Source organism: Enterococcus innesii (assembly GCF_022846515.1).
GTDB classification, from domain to species: Bacteria; Bacillota; Bacilli; order Lactobacillales; family Enterococcaceae; genus Enterococcus_D; species Enterococcus_D innesii.
The window spans coordinates 280,908-295,634 of record NZ_AP025635.1; the positions used below are offsets into that span (position 1 = coordinate 280,908).

General features: G+C 41.6%; 14 protein-coding genes. 2 read left to right on the top strand and 12 right to left on the bottom strand.

Features of this window, described 5'->3' with window-relative positions:
- Positions 1-738, top strand: coding sequence for an amino acid ABC transporter ATP-binding protein (locus ENLAB_RS01345; protein WP_244352283.1), 738 nt, complete (start codon positions 1-3; stop codon positions 736-738).
- Positions 739-788: 50 nt separating this feature from the next.
- Here ENLAB_RS01345 and ENLAB_RS01350 read toward each other — a convergent pair whose 3' ends face one another.
- From ENLAB_RS01350 to ENLAB_RS01405, 12 genes are all read right to left on the bottom strand, one after another.
- The gene (locus ENLAB_RS01350) at positions 789-1,028 is read right to left on the bottom strand and encodes a hypothetical protein (RefSeq protein ID WP_244352285.1); all 240 of its coding nucleotides are present in this window, start codon (positions 1,026-1,028) and stop codon (positions 789-791) included.
- A 420-nt stretch (positions 1,029-1,448) separates the two neighbouring features.
- Positions 1,449-1,904 carry an S-ribosylhomocysteine lyase gene (locus ENLAB_RS01355; protein ID WP_008382180.1) on the bottom strand — a complete coding sequence of 152 codons (456 nt, stop codon included), beginning with the start codon at positions 1,902-1,904 and terminating at the stop codon, positions 1,449-1,451.
- Between the two features lie 12 nt (positions 1,905-1,916).
- On the bottom strand, positions 1,917-2,561 hold the full coding sequence (locus ENLAB_RS01360; RefSeq protein WP_081118612.1) for a class I SAM-dependent DNA methyltransferase: 645 nt from the start codon (positions 2,559-2,561) through the stop codon (positions 1,917-1,919).
- Between the two features lie 2 nt (positions 2,562-2,563).
- Complete coding sequence (locus ENLAB_RS01365) at positions 2,564-3,709, bottom strand: cystathionine gamma-synthase (RefSeq protein WP_081118613.1); 1,146 nt, start codon at positions 3,707-3,709, stop codon at positions 2,564-2,566.
- A complete protein-coding gene (locus ENLAB_RS01370) occupies positions 3,699-4,664 on the bottom strand; it encodes a PLP-dependent cysteine synthase family protein (RefSeq protein WP_244352287.1) in 966 nt (321 codons plus the stop codon). The genes ENLAB_RS01365 and ENLAB_RS01370 overlap by 11 nt, the downstream gene beginning before the upstream one ends.
- 404 nt (positions 4,665-5,068) lie before the next feature.
- Positions 5,069-6,169 carry a glycerol dehydrogenase gene (locus ENLAB_RS01375; protein ID WP_244352289.1) on the bottom strand — a complete coding sequence of 367 codons (1,101 nt, stop codon included), beginning with the start codon at positions 6,167-6,169 and terminating at the stop codon, positions 5,069-5,071.
- 187 nt (positions 6,170-6,356) lie between these two features.
- A complete protein-coding gene (dnaJ, locus tag ENLAB_RS01380; protein WP_005235650.1) occupies positions 6,357-7,526 on the bottom strand; it encodes a molecular chaperone DnaJ in 1,170 nt (389 codons plus the stop codon).
- Between the two features lie 126 nt (positions 7,527-7,652).
- On the bottom strand, positions 7,653-9,482 hold the full coding sequence (dnaK, locus tag ENLAB_RS01385) for a molecular chaperone DnaK (RefSeq protein ID WP_140964837.1): 1,830 nt from the start codon (positions 9,480-9,482) through the stop codon (positions 7,653-7,655).
- Between the two features lie 51 nt (positions 9,483-9,533).
- Entirely contained in the window at positions 9,534-10,121 is a 588-nt protein-coding gene (gene grpE, locus ENLAB_RS01390) for a nucleotide exchange factor GrpE (RefSeq protein ID WP_077454424.1), read from the bottom strand.
- 38 nt (positions 10,122-10,159) lie between these two features.
- Complete coding sequence (hrcA, locus tag ENLAB_RS01395; protein ID WP_005225934.1) at positions 10,160-11,203, bottom strand: heat-inducible transcriptional repressor HrcA; 1,044 nt, start codon at positions 11,201-11,203, stop codon at positions 10,160-10,162.
- Between the two features lie 182 nt (positions 11,204-11,385).
- Entirely contained in the window at positions 11,386-12,576 is a 1,191-nt protein-coding gene (gene hemW / locus ENLAB_RS01400; protein ID WP_096742783.1) for a radical SAM family heme chaperone HemW, read from the bottom strand.
- A gap of 440 nt (positions 12,577-13,016) precedes the next feature.
- Complete coding sequence (locus ENLAB_RS01405) at positions 13,017-13,664, bottom strand: hypothetical protein (protein WP_244352291.1); 648 nt, start codon at positions 13,662-13,664, stop codon at positions 13,017-13,019.
- A gap of 161 nt (positions 13,665-13,825) precedes the next feature.
- On the opposite strand from ENLAB_RS01405, the gene ENLAB_RS01410 reads away from it, so the two are divergent.
- Positions 13,826-14,647, top strand: coding sequence for an aldo/keto reductase (locus tag ENLAB_RS01410; protein ID WP_077454427.1), 822 nt, complete (start codon positions 13,826-13,828; stop codon positions 14,645-14,647).
- Positions 14,648-14,727 lie beyond the last annotated feature (80 nt).

Below are 14,727 nucleotides of genomic sequence, written 5' to 3' on the forward strand. Positions count from 1 at the left end.
ATGAAAGAAAAAATCTTAGTTGAAAATCTTGTGAAAAAATACGGAGACAATACCGTATTGAACAATATCAATGTTTCCATCGCTGAAGGAGAAGTTGTTTGCGTGATCGGTCCTTCAGGATCTGGAAAATCGACGTTCTTACGCTGTTTGAACCGCTTAGAAGAACCAACCAGCGGTGATATTATCATTGATGGCGCGCATCTGATGGATAAAAACACCAACATCAATGCTGTACGACAACATATCGGCATGGTGTTTCAGCATTTCAATCTCTTCCCGCACTTGTCAGTTTTAGAAAACATCATTCTAGCCCCGATGGATCTAAAAAATGCTTCTCGGCAAGAAGCGGAACAAAACGCGATTCGTTTATTAGAGACGGTAGGTCTGGCTGATAAAAAAGACATGTACCCTGACAATCTATCTGGAGGACAAAAACAACGGGTGGCGATCGCGAGAGCTTTAGCCATGAATCCCGATGTGATGCTTTTCGATGAACCAACCTCCGCACTCGATCCCGAAATGGTTGGGGATGTACTGAATGTTATGAAAGACCTAGCCAAACAAGGAATGACCATGGTGATCGTCACTCATGAGATGGGCTTTGCCAAAGAAGTAGCGAACCGCGTGATGTTTATTGATGGCGGTAATTTCTTAGAAGACGGCACACCTGAGCAAATTTTTACCACCCCTAAGCATGATCGTACGAAAGATTTCTTAGACAAAGTATTGAATATCTAAAAAAATCCTCTGGAACAGCTCTTTTCTCGGACTGTTGCAGAGGTCTTTTTTCATTGATTTTTTCTTTTTGTTTCTTCTGAGATCCGTTTTTGATTTTCACCTAAAAATACTTTTGTATCGATCGGGTTTGCTTGGTTTGCCCCACCGATGCCGGTATCAACCATCTTTCCCCAACCTTTCAATGGCTCTTTTCCTTGCGCACGAAGCCTCGCATTTTTTAAACGTAACGCTTGTTTTTTCGCTTCTTTTTTCGCTTGATGTTTTGCTTGCCATTGCTTTAAGATGCTCATCTTCTTTTCTTCCTCTCCTTCTTTATTAAAAAAAGATTTGCTTACATACATTCTTGGCAAACCGCGTGCTACTTCCTACCGACCTGGTAAGAGCCACTAGGATTCACCTTTGATATAGCACATTTTTATTGAGTAGTTAATTCTATTATAACATTTCCTTTTCACCCGCGTAAGCTGCAGCTAATAATTTATTAAAACTATCAAATAATATTTGAAATCCAGTGAGCAGATCAGAAGCGACATATTACACTTATTTACTAACGTTCACCCCAAAACTAATACGCCTTACAAAAAGATAACAAAAATGCAGCTTATCACTTTGAAGAACCCCAAATATTGAATCCTCTTCTTATTGCTTAGTCATCAAAAAAAGTGCCCGTGTATACAAACACAGGCACTTTTTTCTATGATCTTTTTCGTTTAGGCAAAAACGGTCGACCAATTGTCACGTTCATCAAGAAATTCTTGCGCTAATTTTTGCGCACCTTCTAAGGTATGGTTCGCCGCCCAACCGCATTGCACTTCATTGCTGGCAGGTACTTCAGTTGCTTGCAAAACATCCTTCATGGTTTTTTCAAGGACTGTCAAAATCTCTTCATAATCGTCATGATTCAAGACAGTCAAATAAAAGCCGGTTTGGCAGCCCATTGGTGACCAATCCACGATATAATCTGCATGATTACGAATCAATTCTGCCGTCAAATGTTCTAAAGAATGCAGACTTGCCATATCCATATGCGCTTGGTTCGGCTGCTTCAAACGGACATCATATTTGATAATGGTATCATTCGTTCCTTGTTTTTTATCGGCAACCCGTACATAAGGTGCTTTGACTTTCGTATGATCCAAATTAAAGCTTTCAACGTTCATTTTCATTGTACTTCTCTCCTACTCTCTTTGTGCTTCCACAAGCCAAACATACTCATTGATTTGCTTAAAACGACTGGTAAACCCCTGTTGGCGAAAGTACCGTTCGATATCCGCAGTAACTGGATAGTACTCCCGTTCCAGATCAGCGGCTAGTCGCTGGTGACCAGCTTGACGCGCTTCGTCGATTAGTTCCATTTTGCGGGCTAAAGAAAGAAACATCGTATCACCGAAAAGCACTTTCCCGCCTTTTGGCAGCATCGCTGCATATTTGCCGATCACCCGTTGTTTTTCGTCCTCCGTAAGATGATGAAAAACATAGGTAGAAACGATCGTATCAATCGCATCCGTGATCTCAGGAAAAACCTCCATATCACCATCAACAAAAGTCACTTTAGAAAGACTGGGTTTTGACTTGGCGATCCGCCGCATCTCTGGCGATGGCTCGATCGCCAGCACATTTTTTCCTTGATCAAGTAGAGCTTGTGTTAGATTTCCAGTTCCACTACCAAATTCTACCACAGACCGCCCTGCCTTTTCAGCAATTTCTGCTAGTAACTGTTCATATTTTAAAAAAACTGCTCGATATTCTTCATCCTTACCTGCAACTGTTTCATCGTACTCAGCTGCCCAGTCTGAAAAAATTGGAATAAACTCTCTCCCCATCACTAGTTACCTGCCTTTTCAAACGCTTGCTCTAAATCTGCTTGTAGATCCTCACCGTCTTCGATGCCGACCGACAATCGAATCAAGCCATCTTTGATCCCAGATTGCTGGCGAATTTCTTTAGGGATTGAGGCATGGGTCATCACGGCTGGCACTTCTACCAAACTTTCCACGCCACCTAAACTTTCTGCTAAAGTAAAAATCTTTAATGCTTCAACAAAGCCGGCTGTTTTCGTTTCATCGGTTAGTTCAAAAGATATCATACCGCTATACCCAGACATCTGTGATTTGGCGATTTCATGTCCTTCATGGTCAATCAATCCTGGATAATAAACCTTTGCGACAGCTGGATGTGCTTGCAAGTAGTGGGCAATTTTCATCGCGTTGTTTTGATGTGCTTCCATCCGCAAAGCAAGTGTTTTGATGCTTCGTTGGATCAACCAGCTATCATGAGGCCCCAATACACCACCAATGGCGTTTTGTAAAAAAGCAATTCTTTTGGCGATTTGTAGCTCTTTGGCAACCGCTAACCCAGCTACTACATCACTGTGTCCACCGAGATACTTGGTAGCGCTGTGAATCACAATATCTGCGCCTAATTGTAGCGGCTTTTGAAAATATGGCGTCGCAAAGGTATTATCCACGATCGTCAAAATGTCCTGTTTTTTAGCTAGTTGGGCAACGATTGCGATGTCCGTAATCTTCAATAATGGATTCGTCGGTGTTTCTAGAAAAATCGCTTTGGTCTCAGGAAGAATTGCTGCTTCTATAGCAGCTAAATCATCGGTTTTGACTAGCGAATATGTCAACCCGCTTTTTTCTAATACTTGATGAAGCAAACGAAACGTCCCGCCATATACATCATCCCCTAAAATGACGTGATCTCCTGTCTGAAACAATGAGAAGACCGCATGGGTGGCTGCTAATCCAGAGGCAAAAGCAAACCCTTGGGCGCCTTCTTCAAGATCCGCAATCAATTCTTCTACGGCAAAACGAGTTGGATTGCCTGAACGACTGTATTCATATTGCTTTGGCTGACCAAGTGCGTTTTGCTTGTAAGTTGATGTTTGATAGATCGGCACACTGACCGCCCCAGTCGTTTCGTCTTCACTGATACCACCGTGGATTACTTTTGTATTAAAGTGCATTGTATTCTCCTCCTGTAAATGGTGTAATTGTGGATTCGCCAGCATAAATTTGTTTTGATAGATAGCGGTCGCCACCATCGGGAAAAACTGTGACGATCGAGCTGCCCGTTGGCAAAACAAAACTTTCTTTGACGGCTGCTGCCATGGCGGCTCCACTTGAACTCCCAATAAGCAGACCATAGTTTTTTGCCAAGTAACGAGTAAAGGCAAAGCCTTCCGCATCACTGATCGTATAAATTTGATCAATACGTAAATCGTCGAAAAATTGTGGAATGAACTCAACACCGATCCCTTCAATCTCATGGCCGTGGGCAGGACCGCCATTCAAGATTGATCCTTCTGGTTCAACAACAGCAAGACGAGTACTAGATTTTTGTTTCTTTAAGTATGTTGCGACACCTGCGAAGGTTCCCCCGCTACCAGCGCCGGCAACGAAGCTATCAATTTTTCCAGATAGCTCCTGAGAGATCTCTGGGCCTAAGGTTGCTTGGTAGGCTGCAGGGTTGTTTTGATTGTGAAATTGCATTGGCATAAAACTATTTGGCACCTGTTTTGCTAGTTCCTTTGCTTTTTCAATCGCCCCTTGAATGCCTGCTTCAGTGGGCGTATGAACGATGGTCCCGCCTAATGCTTCAATCAATTGCTGCTTTTCAAGGCTGAATTTTTCAGGAATGACAAAAATCATTTTTAAGCCATACTCGATCCCGGCTAAAGCCAAACCAATTCCAGTATTTCCCGCTGTCGGTTCGATAACGGTTGTCTCATGATCGATCACATGCTCACGAAACGCTTCATCGATCAAATATTTTCCTAATCGGTCCTTGATACTTCCACCAGGACTTAAATACTCAAGTTTTGCGTAGATGGTACTTCCCTTTTTGCCGCCAAATGCTGCGGCATCAAATTCAAAGAATGGGGTTTGCCCAATCAATGCTTTTATGTTATTAACGATCATCGCTCGACTCCTCGCTCAAGTTTTTGGTACAACTCGTATGCTTCATGTACTCATTTTCGTTTGCAATCATCAGCCGTCGCCAATGAAAGCGGTGAAAAATAGCAAACAAAAAGGGGTACTGACTATTACATCAGTACCCCCAAAAATGTCGTCTTATCCGGATAGAAGCGAATCACTAAAAAACTCAGCGATCTGCTGCGACAAAGGAACTAATAATAGGCATGACAAATGGGTATGCTGCTTTTTGCACCATACAACAACAACATGTAGTTTGTGTGTTGAAGTTCGTCATGTCTTGTTCCCTCCTTTAATTTGCTTGTTAACAAAATAGCACGACTCTTTTTCATTGTCAAACGTTTTTTTTAATCAACAAGTATCGATCAATGAACGTTAATAAAATAACATCATAGAGGATAATAAGCGGTCACATAGGCATCCACGGCTTTGATCGCGGCTACAACATCTTCTGCAGATACCGTGAACGGCATATTGTGGATCGTCTCCCCTTCGATGGTTGCTTGTTTGCCGACTTTCATAAGGTCTGCATCACTGACATCCGCAAGATGCATTTCAGCTAATGTCGTTGGTAATTCCAACGCCTGATACAACTCAATATATTGGTCAATTTCATCAGGATCCGCGTTTTCCAGCATCAATTGTGTAAGTGTCCCGTAAGCAACTTTCTCTCCATGAGTCAAATCATGGACGTCTCCTTCAAGGGCTGTCAAGCCATTATGGATCGCATGAGCTGCTGCCAGACCAGCACTTTCAAAACCTAAACCACTTAACAGAGTGTTGGCTTCCACGATTTGTTCAAACGCTTCGGTAACGACTTGTTTTTTATTTGCTTGATAGGCTTTCAGCGCATTCTCAAAAAGGATCTCTTCGCATTTTTCAGCGATCGCCATGCCGGCAATTGGTTGAATGCCGCCAACCATATTCTGACTATGGCTTCGGGCAACGGCGCGTGCTTCGACATAGGTTGCGAGTGCATCCGCAATACCCGCTGCCAATAACTTGGCAGGCGCTTTCGCAATAACAGCTGTATCCACTAAGACAAGTTCAGGATTTTTGTTATAAAAACGATACTTTTCAAAGCGACCTTCATCTGTATAAATAACAGAAAGTGCAGAAGTTGGTGCATCAGTAGAAGCGATCGTTGGCAAAACGGCAATCGGTATGTTTAATTCATCTGCAACAGCTTTCCCAGTATCGATGGCTTTCCCGCCACCTAATGCAGCAACCACTTCAATGGATTCGCTTTTGGCTTTAGAGACGATACGATCGATTTCATTTGCAGAAGCTTCTCCACCAAAAATTTCTTTTACCGGATCTAAATCAGCTGCTTTGAGATTATCAAATAAGTCTTCACCGGCAATTTTCCAAACTGTTTCATCGGTCAAAAGCAGCACTTTCTTCCCTAGATCTTTAATGTGGGATAAACCATCTTTCAATACACCTTTTCCTTGAACGTATCGTGACGGACTCGCAAATATTCTTTCCATTGTATCTCCTCCTTTAATCGGTCTACTTTCATTGTGACATACTAAGCAAGCGATTTCAAAGGAAAAGAAAAAAAGATGGACAAGAAGATTCGATTCTCGTCCATACTGCACATTTATATTCTTTCAACCACTCATGCCCTGATAAAACGGATGGTTTTATCAGGGCATGAATTGGATTATTGACTTGTTATTTCTTTTTCCCACCAAAAGCATCTTTCATTTTATCAAAAAATCCTTCTGGTTGTTGTTCGGTGGTTTCATGTCCACTAGCTTTTGCATAAGCCCGCAATGCTTCTTTTTGTTCCTCATTTAAGTTCTTCGGTGTGATCAGCTTCACTTTGACTTGTTGATCGCCATTGCCGCCTCCCCGTAAGCGAGGGGCTCCTTTACCGCGTAAGCGGAAGTTTGTACCTGTTTGGGTCCCAGCTGGGATTTTTAACTTCACATTCCCGTGAACCGTTGGTACATTGACTTCGTCACCTAAAGCAGCTTGGACAAAGTTCAGCGGTAGCTCGTAATAAATCTCAGAACCGTCACGATCAAAAATATCACTTTCTTCCACACGGAAAACAACGTATAAGTCCCCGTAAGGACCACCGTTGGTCCCAGCTTCTCCCTGGCCAGATAAACGCATTTGTTGTCCATCTTCGACACCTGCAGGCACGTTGACTTTTACATTATGTTTTTTCTTTTCATGGCCAGTACCATGACATGTTGTACATGGTTCCTTGATTTCTTTCCCAGTTCCATGACAAACATCACAGGTTTGACGGCTCATCACACGACCAAGTGGTGTTTGACGTTCAACATTGATAGTACCTGCACCATGACATTTATGACAGGTTTCTGGTGAAGTACCTGGTTTTGCCCCGTTCCCACCGCAGGTATGGCAGGTTTCTTCACGATTGTATTGAACAGTTTTTTCCACTCCGAAAATCGCTTCTTCAAAGGAAAGATCGACCGCATATTGCAAGTCCGCTCCTTGTCGAGGTGCATTAGGATTGGCTGCTCTGCCGCCTCCACCCCCGAAAAATGATTCGAAAATGTCTTCAAATCCACCAAAACCGCCTCCGGAGAATCCGCCACTGTTAAAGCCGCCGAATCCACCGCCATAACCGCCTCCGTAGTTCGGATCGGTACCAGCATGACCATACTGATCATAAGCAGCTCTTTTTTGGGAATCACTTAATATTTCATAGGCCTCAGAAATCTCTTTAAACTTTGCTTCTGCATCAGGTTCTTTATTGATGTCTGGATGATATTGTTTTGAAAGCTTACGATAAGCTTTTTTGATTTCGTCATCCGAAGCCCCTTTTTGTAGACCTAAGACCTCATAATAATCTCTTTTGTCTGCCATTGGCTTCCCTCCACTCTATTCTTGCGTCTCTCGTATTTTAGCATATAATTCGCTCTAGAAAAATACGTTTCGCAAATTCATAAGAAAAAGCCAAAGCGGTGACTTTGGCTTTTTCACAAACAGCGATTATTTATCGTCACCGTCTACTTCTTCAAAGTCGGCGTCAACCACATCGTCTGCGCCGCCTTGTGCAGCTTCTGGATTTTCTTGTGCTTGTTGTTGTGCTGCTTGTTCGTATAATTTAACGGTTAAGTTTTGTACGATTTCATTCAAAGCATCACGTTTGGTTTTCATTTCTTCTAAGTTGTTTGCTTCAACCGCAGCTTTCAACTCATCACGAGCTTCTTCCGCTTTTTTGACTTCGTCTGCATCCACTTTGCCTTCAAGCTCTTTCAATGTTTTATCAACAGTGAACAACAATGCATCGACGTCATTGCGTAGATCAACTTCTTCTTTGCGCTGTTTGTCGGCTTCAGCGTTTGCTTCAGCATCTTTTACCATGCGTTCGATTTCTTCATCTGATAAACCTGAAGATGATTTGATCGTGATTTTTTGTTCTTTTTGTGTACCTAAATCTTTTGCAGAAACATTGACGATCCCATTTTTATCGATATCAAATGTTACTTCGATTTGAGGGATGCCACGAGGTGCTGGTGGAATATCCGTCAATTGGAATCTTCCTAATGTTTTGTTGTCAGCAGCCATTGGACGTTCCCCTTGCAAGACATGGATATCAACGGCAGGTTGATTGTCTGCTGCAGTTGAGAAGACTTGTGATTTACTTGTAGGGATCGTTGTGTTACGATCGATCAGTTTTGTAAAGACAGCACCCATCGTTTCGATACCTAATGATAATGGTGTAACGTCTAGTAAGACAACATCTTTCACATCCCCAGTGATCACGCCACCTTGGATCGCAGCACCCATCGCTACCACTTCATCTGGGTTTACTGATTTGTTTGGTTCTTTATTGGTTTCTTTACGTACAGCATCAACTACTGCCGGAATACGAGTTGAACCACCAACTAAGATCACTTCATCGATTTCTGATTGTGATAAGCCAGCATCTTTCAAAGCTTGGCGTACTGGAATTTTTGTACGCTCTACTAAGTCTGCTGTTAATTCATCAAATTTCGCACGAGTCAAGGTCATTTCCAAGTGCAATGGACCAGCATCGCCAGCTGTGATAAACGGTAAGCTGATTTGGGTACTTGTTACACCTGACAAGTCTTTTTTCGCTTTTTCAGCAGCATCTTTCAAACGTTGCAAAGCCATTTTGTCTTTTCCAAGATCAATGCCGTTTTCTTTTTTGAATTCTGCTACCATGTAATCGATGATTTTGTTATCAAAGTCATCCCCACCTAGGTTGTTGTCCCCAGCAGTTGACAATACGTCAAAGACGCCATCGCCTAATTCAAGGATCGATACGTCGAAAGTACCGCCACCTAAGTCAAAGACTAGGATTTTTTCATCTTTATCTGTTTTATCTAACCCATAAGCTAAAGCTGCAGCAGTTGGTTCATTGACGATTCGTTCTACTTCAAGACCGGCAATTTTACCAGCATCTTTAGTTGCTTGACGTTGTGCATCGTTGAAGTATGCAGGAACAGTGATGACTGCTTTTTCAACTTTTTCACCTAAATAGTCTTCAGCAAATCCTTTGATGTATTGAAGAACCATTGCGGAAACTTCTTGTGGTGTATAAGATTTGCCTTCAACTTCTACTTTGTATCCTGCTTCACCCATATGGCGTTTAATAGAAGAAATCGTATTCGGGTTTGTCACTGCTTGGCGTTTTGCAACTTCCCCTACTTGGATCTCACCATTTTTGAATGAAACAACAGAAGGTGTGGTACGGTTTCCTTCTGGATTCGTAATGATTTTTGCTTCGCCGCCTTCAAGGACAGCAACAGCTGAGTTTGTTGTTCCTAAGTCGATACCGATAATTTTACTCATAAGTAATACACTCCCTTTTTAATTTAAACATCTACTTATAGATAGAAAGAACTATTGTGCAACGATGACCATGCTTGCACGCAAGACACGATCATGCAATTTATACCCTTTTTGCAAGACAGTAACGATTGTGTCTGCCGGTGTTTCATCAGAGGCAGGTACAGTCTGCACCGCTTGATGCAAGTTCGGATCGAACATTGCACCTTCAGCAGGAATCTCTTCGATTCCCTCTTCTTTTAAGGCTTGACGCAGACTTTCAAGAACCATTTCAACGCCTTTTTTCAAATTCGCCGCTTGGTCTTGATCGACATCTGCTGCCATCGCTCGTTCCAAATTGTCGATTGCTGGCAACAGTTTTTTGCCAAGATCTTGCGAGCGGTATTTTTGTAAAAGTTCCCGCTCATTGCGGTTACGTGAAGTGATATTTGCGATCTCTGCACGAGCACGCAGGAATTGATCTTCCAATTCGTTATTCTTTTCTTGCAAAAGTTCCAATTCGCTTTTTTCCACTGCTTCTTCCTCTGGTTGAGGAGTCTGTGCTTCAGTTTCAGTTGATTCATTTGAAGATTCAGGTGTTTCTGCGGTTTCTTCAGCAGTTTTAGCTAATTCTTCATCTAAACGCTCTTCTTTTTCCGTCACGTTTCAACCATCCCTTCTACGATTTGTTTCATTGCCGCTTATTCATTGGCAGCGTCTAATGCGCGATAATAATCGGCCAATTTTTTTGCTAACTCGCCTCGAAAAACTTCCATCAGTCCAAACATCCGTGAATACGGCATACTTGATGGACCTAATAAAGCGATCGTTCCTTGTCCATGACCTTCGATTTCATAGCTGGCTTGGATCAAACTCATATTTTGTAACAAGTCATTGCCAAGCTCAGAGCCGATTCTGATTTGAATCGCAGAATCTCTTGGCGCCAGCAGCTGTGTCAGCTGATCTGCGTTTTTCATAAATGAATACATCGATTTGAACTGACTAACATCTTGCGTCGGTTCAAAATCCAGAAGATTCATTCGCCCGCCGACGAAGATTTTTTCTTCAAAAATATGGCTCAGCATCGTATCAAAGAGATCAACGATTCCGTCAGTCGTTTGAAAATACTTATGCAGAATCATCGGAATCTCGGTTCTTAATCGATGGTAGACCGTCATTAGAGGTTCACCGATCAATTTGTCGTTGATGATCCTTACCATTTTTTCCAAATCTTCGCTACTCATCGATTCAGGAAGGGTAAAGACTTGATTTTCGACATTCCCTTTATCCGTCACGATGATCGCGATGATCTGTCGTGCATTCAAAGGGACGATTCGAAAGCCCGTCAATTTCCTTTCCTTCATATCTGGCCCGAGAGACAACGCTGTATAGCTAGTCAAGTTGGACAAGATCGTGGCAGACTGCTGGATGATTTCATTGATTTCATGAAAATCTTTTCCAAAAGAATGACGAATGGTTTGAATTTCGTTTTGGTCAACTTCAGATGGCTTCAATAAGTGATCAACGTAATAGCGATACCCTTTTATTGATGGCACACGCCCTGAAGATGAATGTGTCTTTAATAGAAGTCCAGCTTCTTCCAGCGCCTTCATCTCATTACGAATGGTGGCAGAGCTAGCTTCAACCCCATCTTCCATCAATCGCTTCGAGCCCGTGGGCTGACCAGTATTCGTATAGTTTTGGATGATGAGGTGTAAAATCATTTGTTGTCTAGGTGTCAACATTTTATCCACTCCTCCGTTAGCACTCATTCCTATTAAGTGCTAACACGATTATAAATATACCATATTTGCTAGGAATGTCAAGTATTTGCATCACTTTTTTAGCACTCTTTCTAAGAGAGTGCTAAAAAAAGAAAGCAAAAAAGAAGCAGCGCGAAATGGCTACTTCTCTTCCTTGTTCTTTCTTATTTTTCTCCATCCAAGAGAAATGCTTCAAACACTTCGTTGCCAATGAACATCCCAGCTTTCGTTAAAAAGACACGATCACCTTGACTAGCCAACCAGCCTTTTTGAATCAACTGTTCGCTAGTTGAACCATAGATTTCCTGAAAAGACTTCCCGAATTTTTCTGCAAAGCGTATTTTTGAAATGCCAGCCTTTTTACGGAGGCCTAAAAAAAGTTCCTCTTCCATTTGATTGCTGGTTGTCAATTCTTCGATTTCGTGGATTGGCAACTGATTTTCCTGCAATGGTTTCAAATAATGCTGGATCGGTCCTTTATTCTTGTAGCGAGACTGTCCAAGATAACCACTAGCGCCTGCCCCAAAGCCAAAATAATGTTCATTGTTCCAATACACTAGATTGTGCAGGGACTCATACCCTGGTCGGGCAAAATTACTGATTTCATATTGGGTCAAGCCAGCTTTGTTCATCGCAGCGATCGCCTCATCAAACATCTGCGTTTCAGCTTCTTGAGAAGGTAGTGCCATTCTTCCTTGGCGAACCCAGTTCATAAACATGGTTTTGTTTTCTAAGATTAAGGAATACATCGCATAATGAGGCAACCCGAGATCAATCGCTCGCGTCAGCGTATCACGGAAGCTTTCAATGCTTTGTCCCGGAAGTGCATAAATCAAATCGATCGTCACATTCTGAAAATCATGTTTTTCTAGCAGTTGGATGGTTGAATAAACATCTTCAGCAGTATGCTTGCGACCAATTTTTTTTAGCAAGCGATTATCAAAGGTCTGGACCCCCATAGACAATCGATTGACTTGGTGGTTTTTCAACACCAGCATTTTGTCTTCGCTCAAATCACCAGGATTTGCTTCCACTGTAAACTCTTTCGTTGTGTGGGTCGGCAATAATTCGTGTACGCCTGACAGCAATCGATCCAGCTGGCTTGCTGAAAGCGACGTTGGCGTCCCACCGCCAATGTAAATCGTTTCTGCTTCACTGACTGGCTGGTGGAAAAGAGTCAACTCAATTTCCTTCAACAGTGCTTCGATGTATTCATCCACTGGCTGGCCTTCTAAAAACACTTTGTTGAAGTCACAGTAGTAGCAAATATGTTCACAGAAAGGTATATGTAGATACGCGGAAATATTTCCTGCGCTTTTTGTAGATGGATCATTTATTGTTTGACCTTCAAGCATTACTAAGTGATTCTCCTCTATCTTCTTTTTCACTCGCATTGCTGAGAGTATCGGCACTTATTGTAGCACAGATCTGTGAATTCTCCTATCACTTGAAATAGCAATAAGCAAAAAAACACCACTTCAAGAAAGTGATGTTTCAGAACAATCATAGAAAAAACCAAGAGGACTACTCCTATTAAGTACGGTAAACTACCGTTTTTGTTCTTATGGCAAACAGAAAAATTGCGGTCTGCTACAAGAACTAACACTTCCCCCAAATTGTTAGCGCCACAAAAGATAAGCTGTTGTCGGCGGCTTACTGAATAAGAGTAGCTCTCTTCTTGAAAGACAATCGCTTGCCTTATCTGACTCTAGTATACCTTGATTTAAAAATTAAGTCCTATCATCTTTTTCATCAGTCTATGAAAACAGTGAGGAATGTAAGGACGCTTGATCGATTAAAAAACATGAAGCAAGATGTCGATCAAGTAACGGATCAACCGATAGGCGATAAATAAGAAAAAAATATTTCCTAGCAAAAATTGAAAAACATTTCCGATAGATCCTTTAAAGGAGCGAAAACTGAAATACCGGGACCAACGACTGAACCCATTTTGGCGATTTCGCTTTAATCGATACGCTTCATCATACTTCATCTCTAAGAGGTCATAATAAAAGATCATTAGGGGTTGTCGCACAAAAAACACTTTCTTATACCCTGCCATCAGCGTGTACTGCTTATTATTGGAAGGAAAGTTGCGATTGCCGTTTTTCTTCACGCGCATCGTTGTTCCATCCTTCATGTGGAATGCATAATGATCCTCGAATTCTGTCAGTTGATAAATTTGCGGCACCTGATTTTCTTCTTCGAAAGCAAGTACGACCTCACTCGCTCGCTGATAAAGTGAAACTAACCATGCCATCATCCCTAGCAAAATAACCAACAAAATGATATTTAAAAGCAAACTTTCTTGTAACAAAAATAGGTAACCTAAGATAATCAAAATCGCCACGCCAATAGCAAGCATTCTTCTACGGAAATAACTACGATACATCAATTCAAAAGAGCGCCGATAGTAGGCAAAATCTTCTTTTACAAAATCCATTCTTACCACATCTTTCCAGCTTGAGGTTGCTGCTACTGTATCAAAGATCCCTTTGAAAGTCAATTTACCGAAAAAGTTTCAGCGTCAGATTTGTATCAAACAAGAAAACGTTTTATAATAAAAGATGTAACTAAAAAAGCGACGAAAGTAGGTTGAAATACGTGATATTACAAGAAACATTTACTTTGCAGAACAAACTGACGATTCCTAAGATCGGCCTTGGGACCTGGCAATCTTCGCCAGAAGATGCTTACAATGCAACAAAATTTGCCATCCAAGATGGTTATCGACATGTCGATACAGCTGCTGCTTATAAAAATGAAGAAGCAGTTGGGAAAGCTGTCCGCGATTCAGGCGTTGCTCGTGAAGAGATTTTTGTTACCACGAAAGTACCTGCTGAGTTAAAAACTTATCAAGAAGCGGTTGATAGCATTGATGCTTCTCTAAAAAAACTTGACTTAGGGTATATCGATTTGATTTTGATCCATGCCCCTCGTCCTTGGAAAATCATGGGAAACAATCCAGAAAATAAAGATTTTTATCTTGAAAACATCGATGTTTGGAAAGCATTAGAAGAAGCCTACTTAAGTGGAAAAGTAAAATCGATCGGTGTTTCAAACTTCGATCAAAAAGATTTACAAAATATTTTCGATCATTGCGATGTGAAACCAATGGTCAATCAGTTTATTTACCATATTGGTCGCACAAATGAAGAATTATTGGCATTTTGCAAAGAGCACGAAATTTTAGTGGAAGGCTATTCACCAATCGCTACTGGTCGTTTACTAGACAACGATGCGGTCAAAACGATTGCGGAAGCCTATGGAAAATCGATTCCACAGCTTTCTATTCGTTACCTACTACAAAAAGATATTTTGCCATTGCCAAAATCAGTTCATGAAGAATACATTTCAGATAATGCCAAAGTTGACTTTGAAATTTCTGAGGAAGACATGAAGAAATTAGATGAGCTGCAAGCATAAGAATTCTTGCATTTAAGTAAAAAAGCAGTCCGATCAAGTCCAGCAAATGCTGGTCATGGATCGGGCTGCTTTTTTATCTT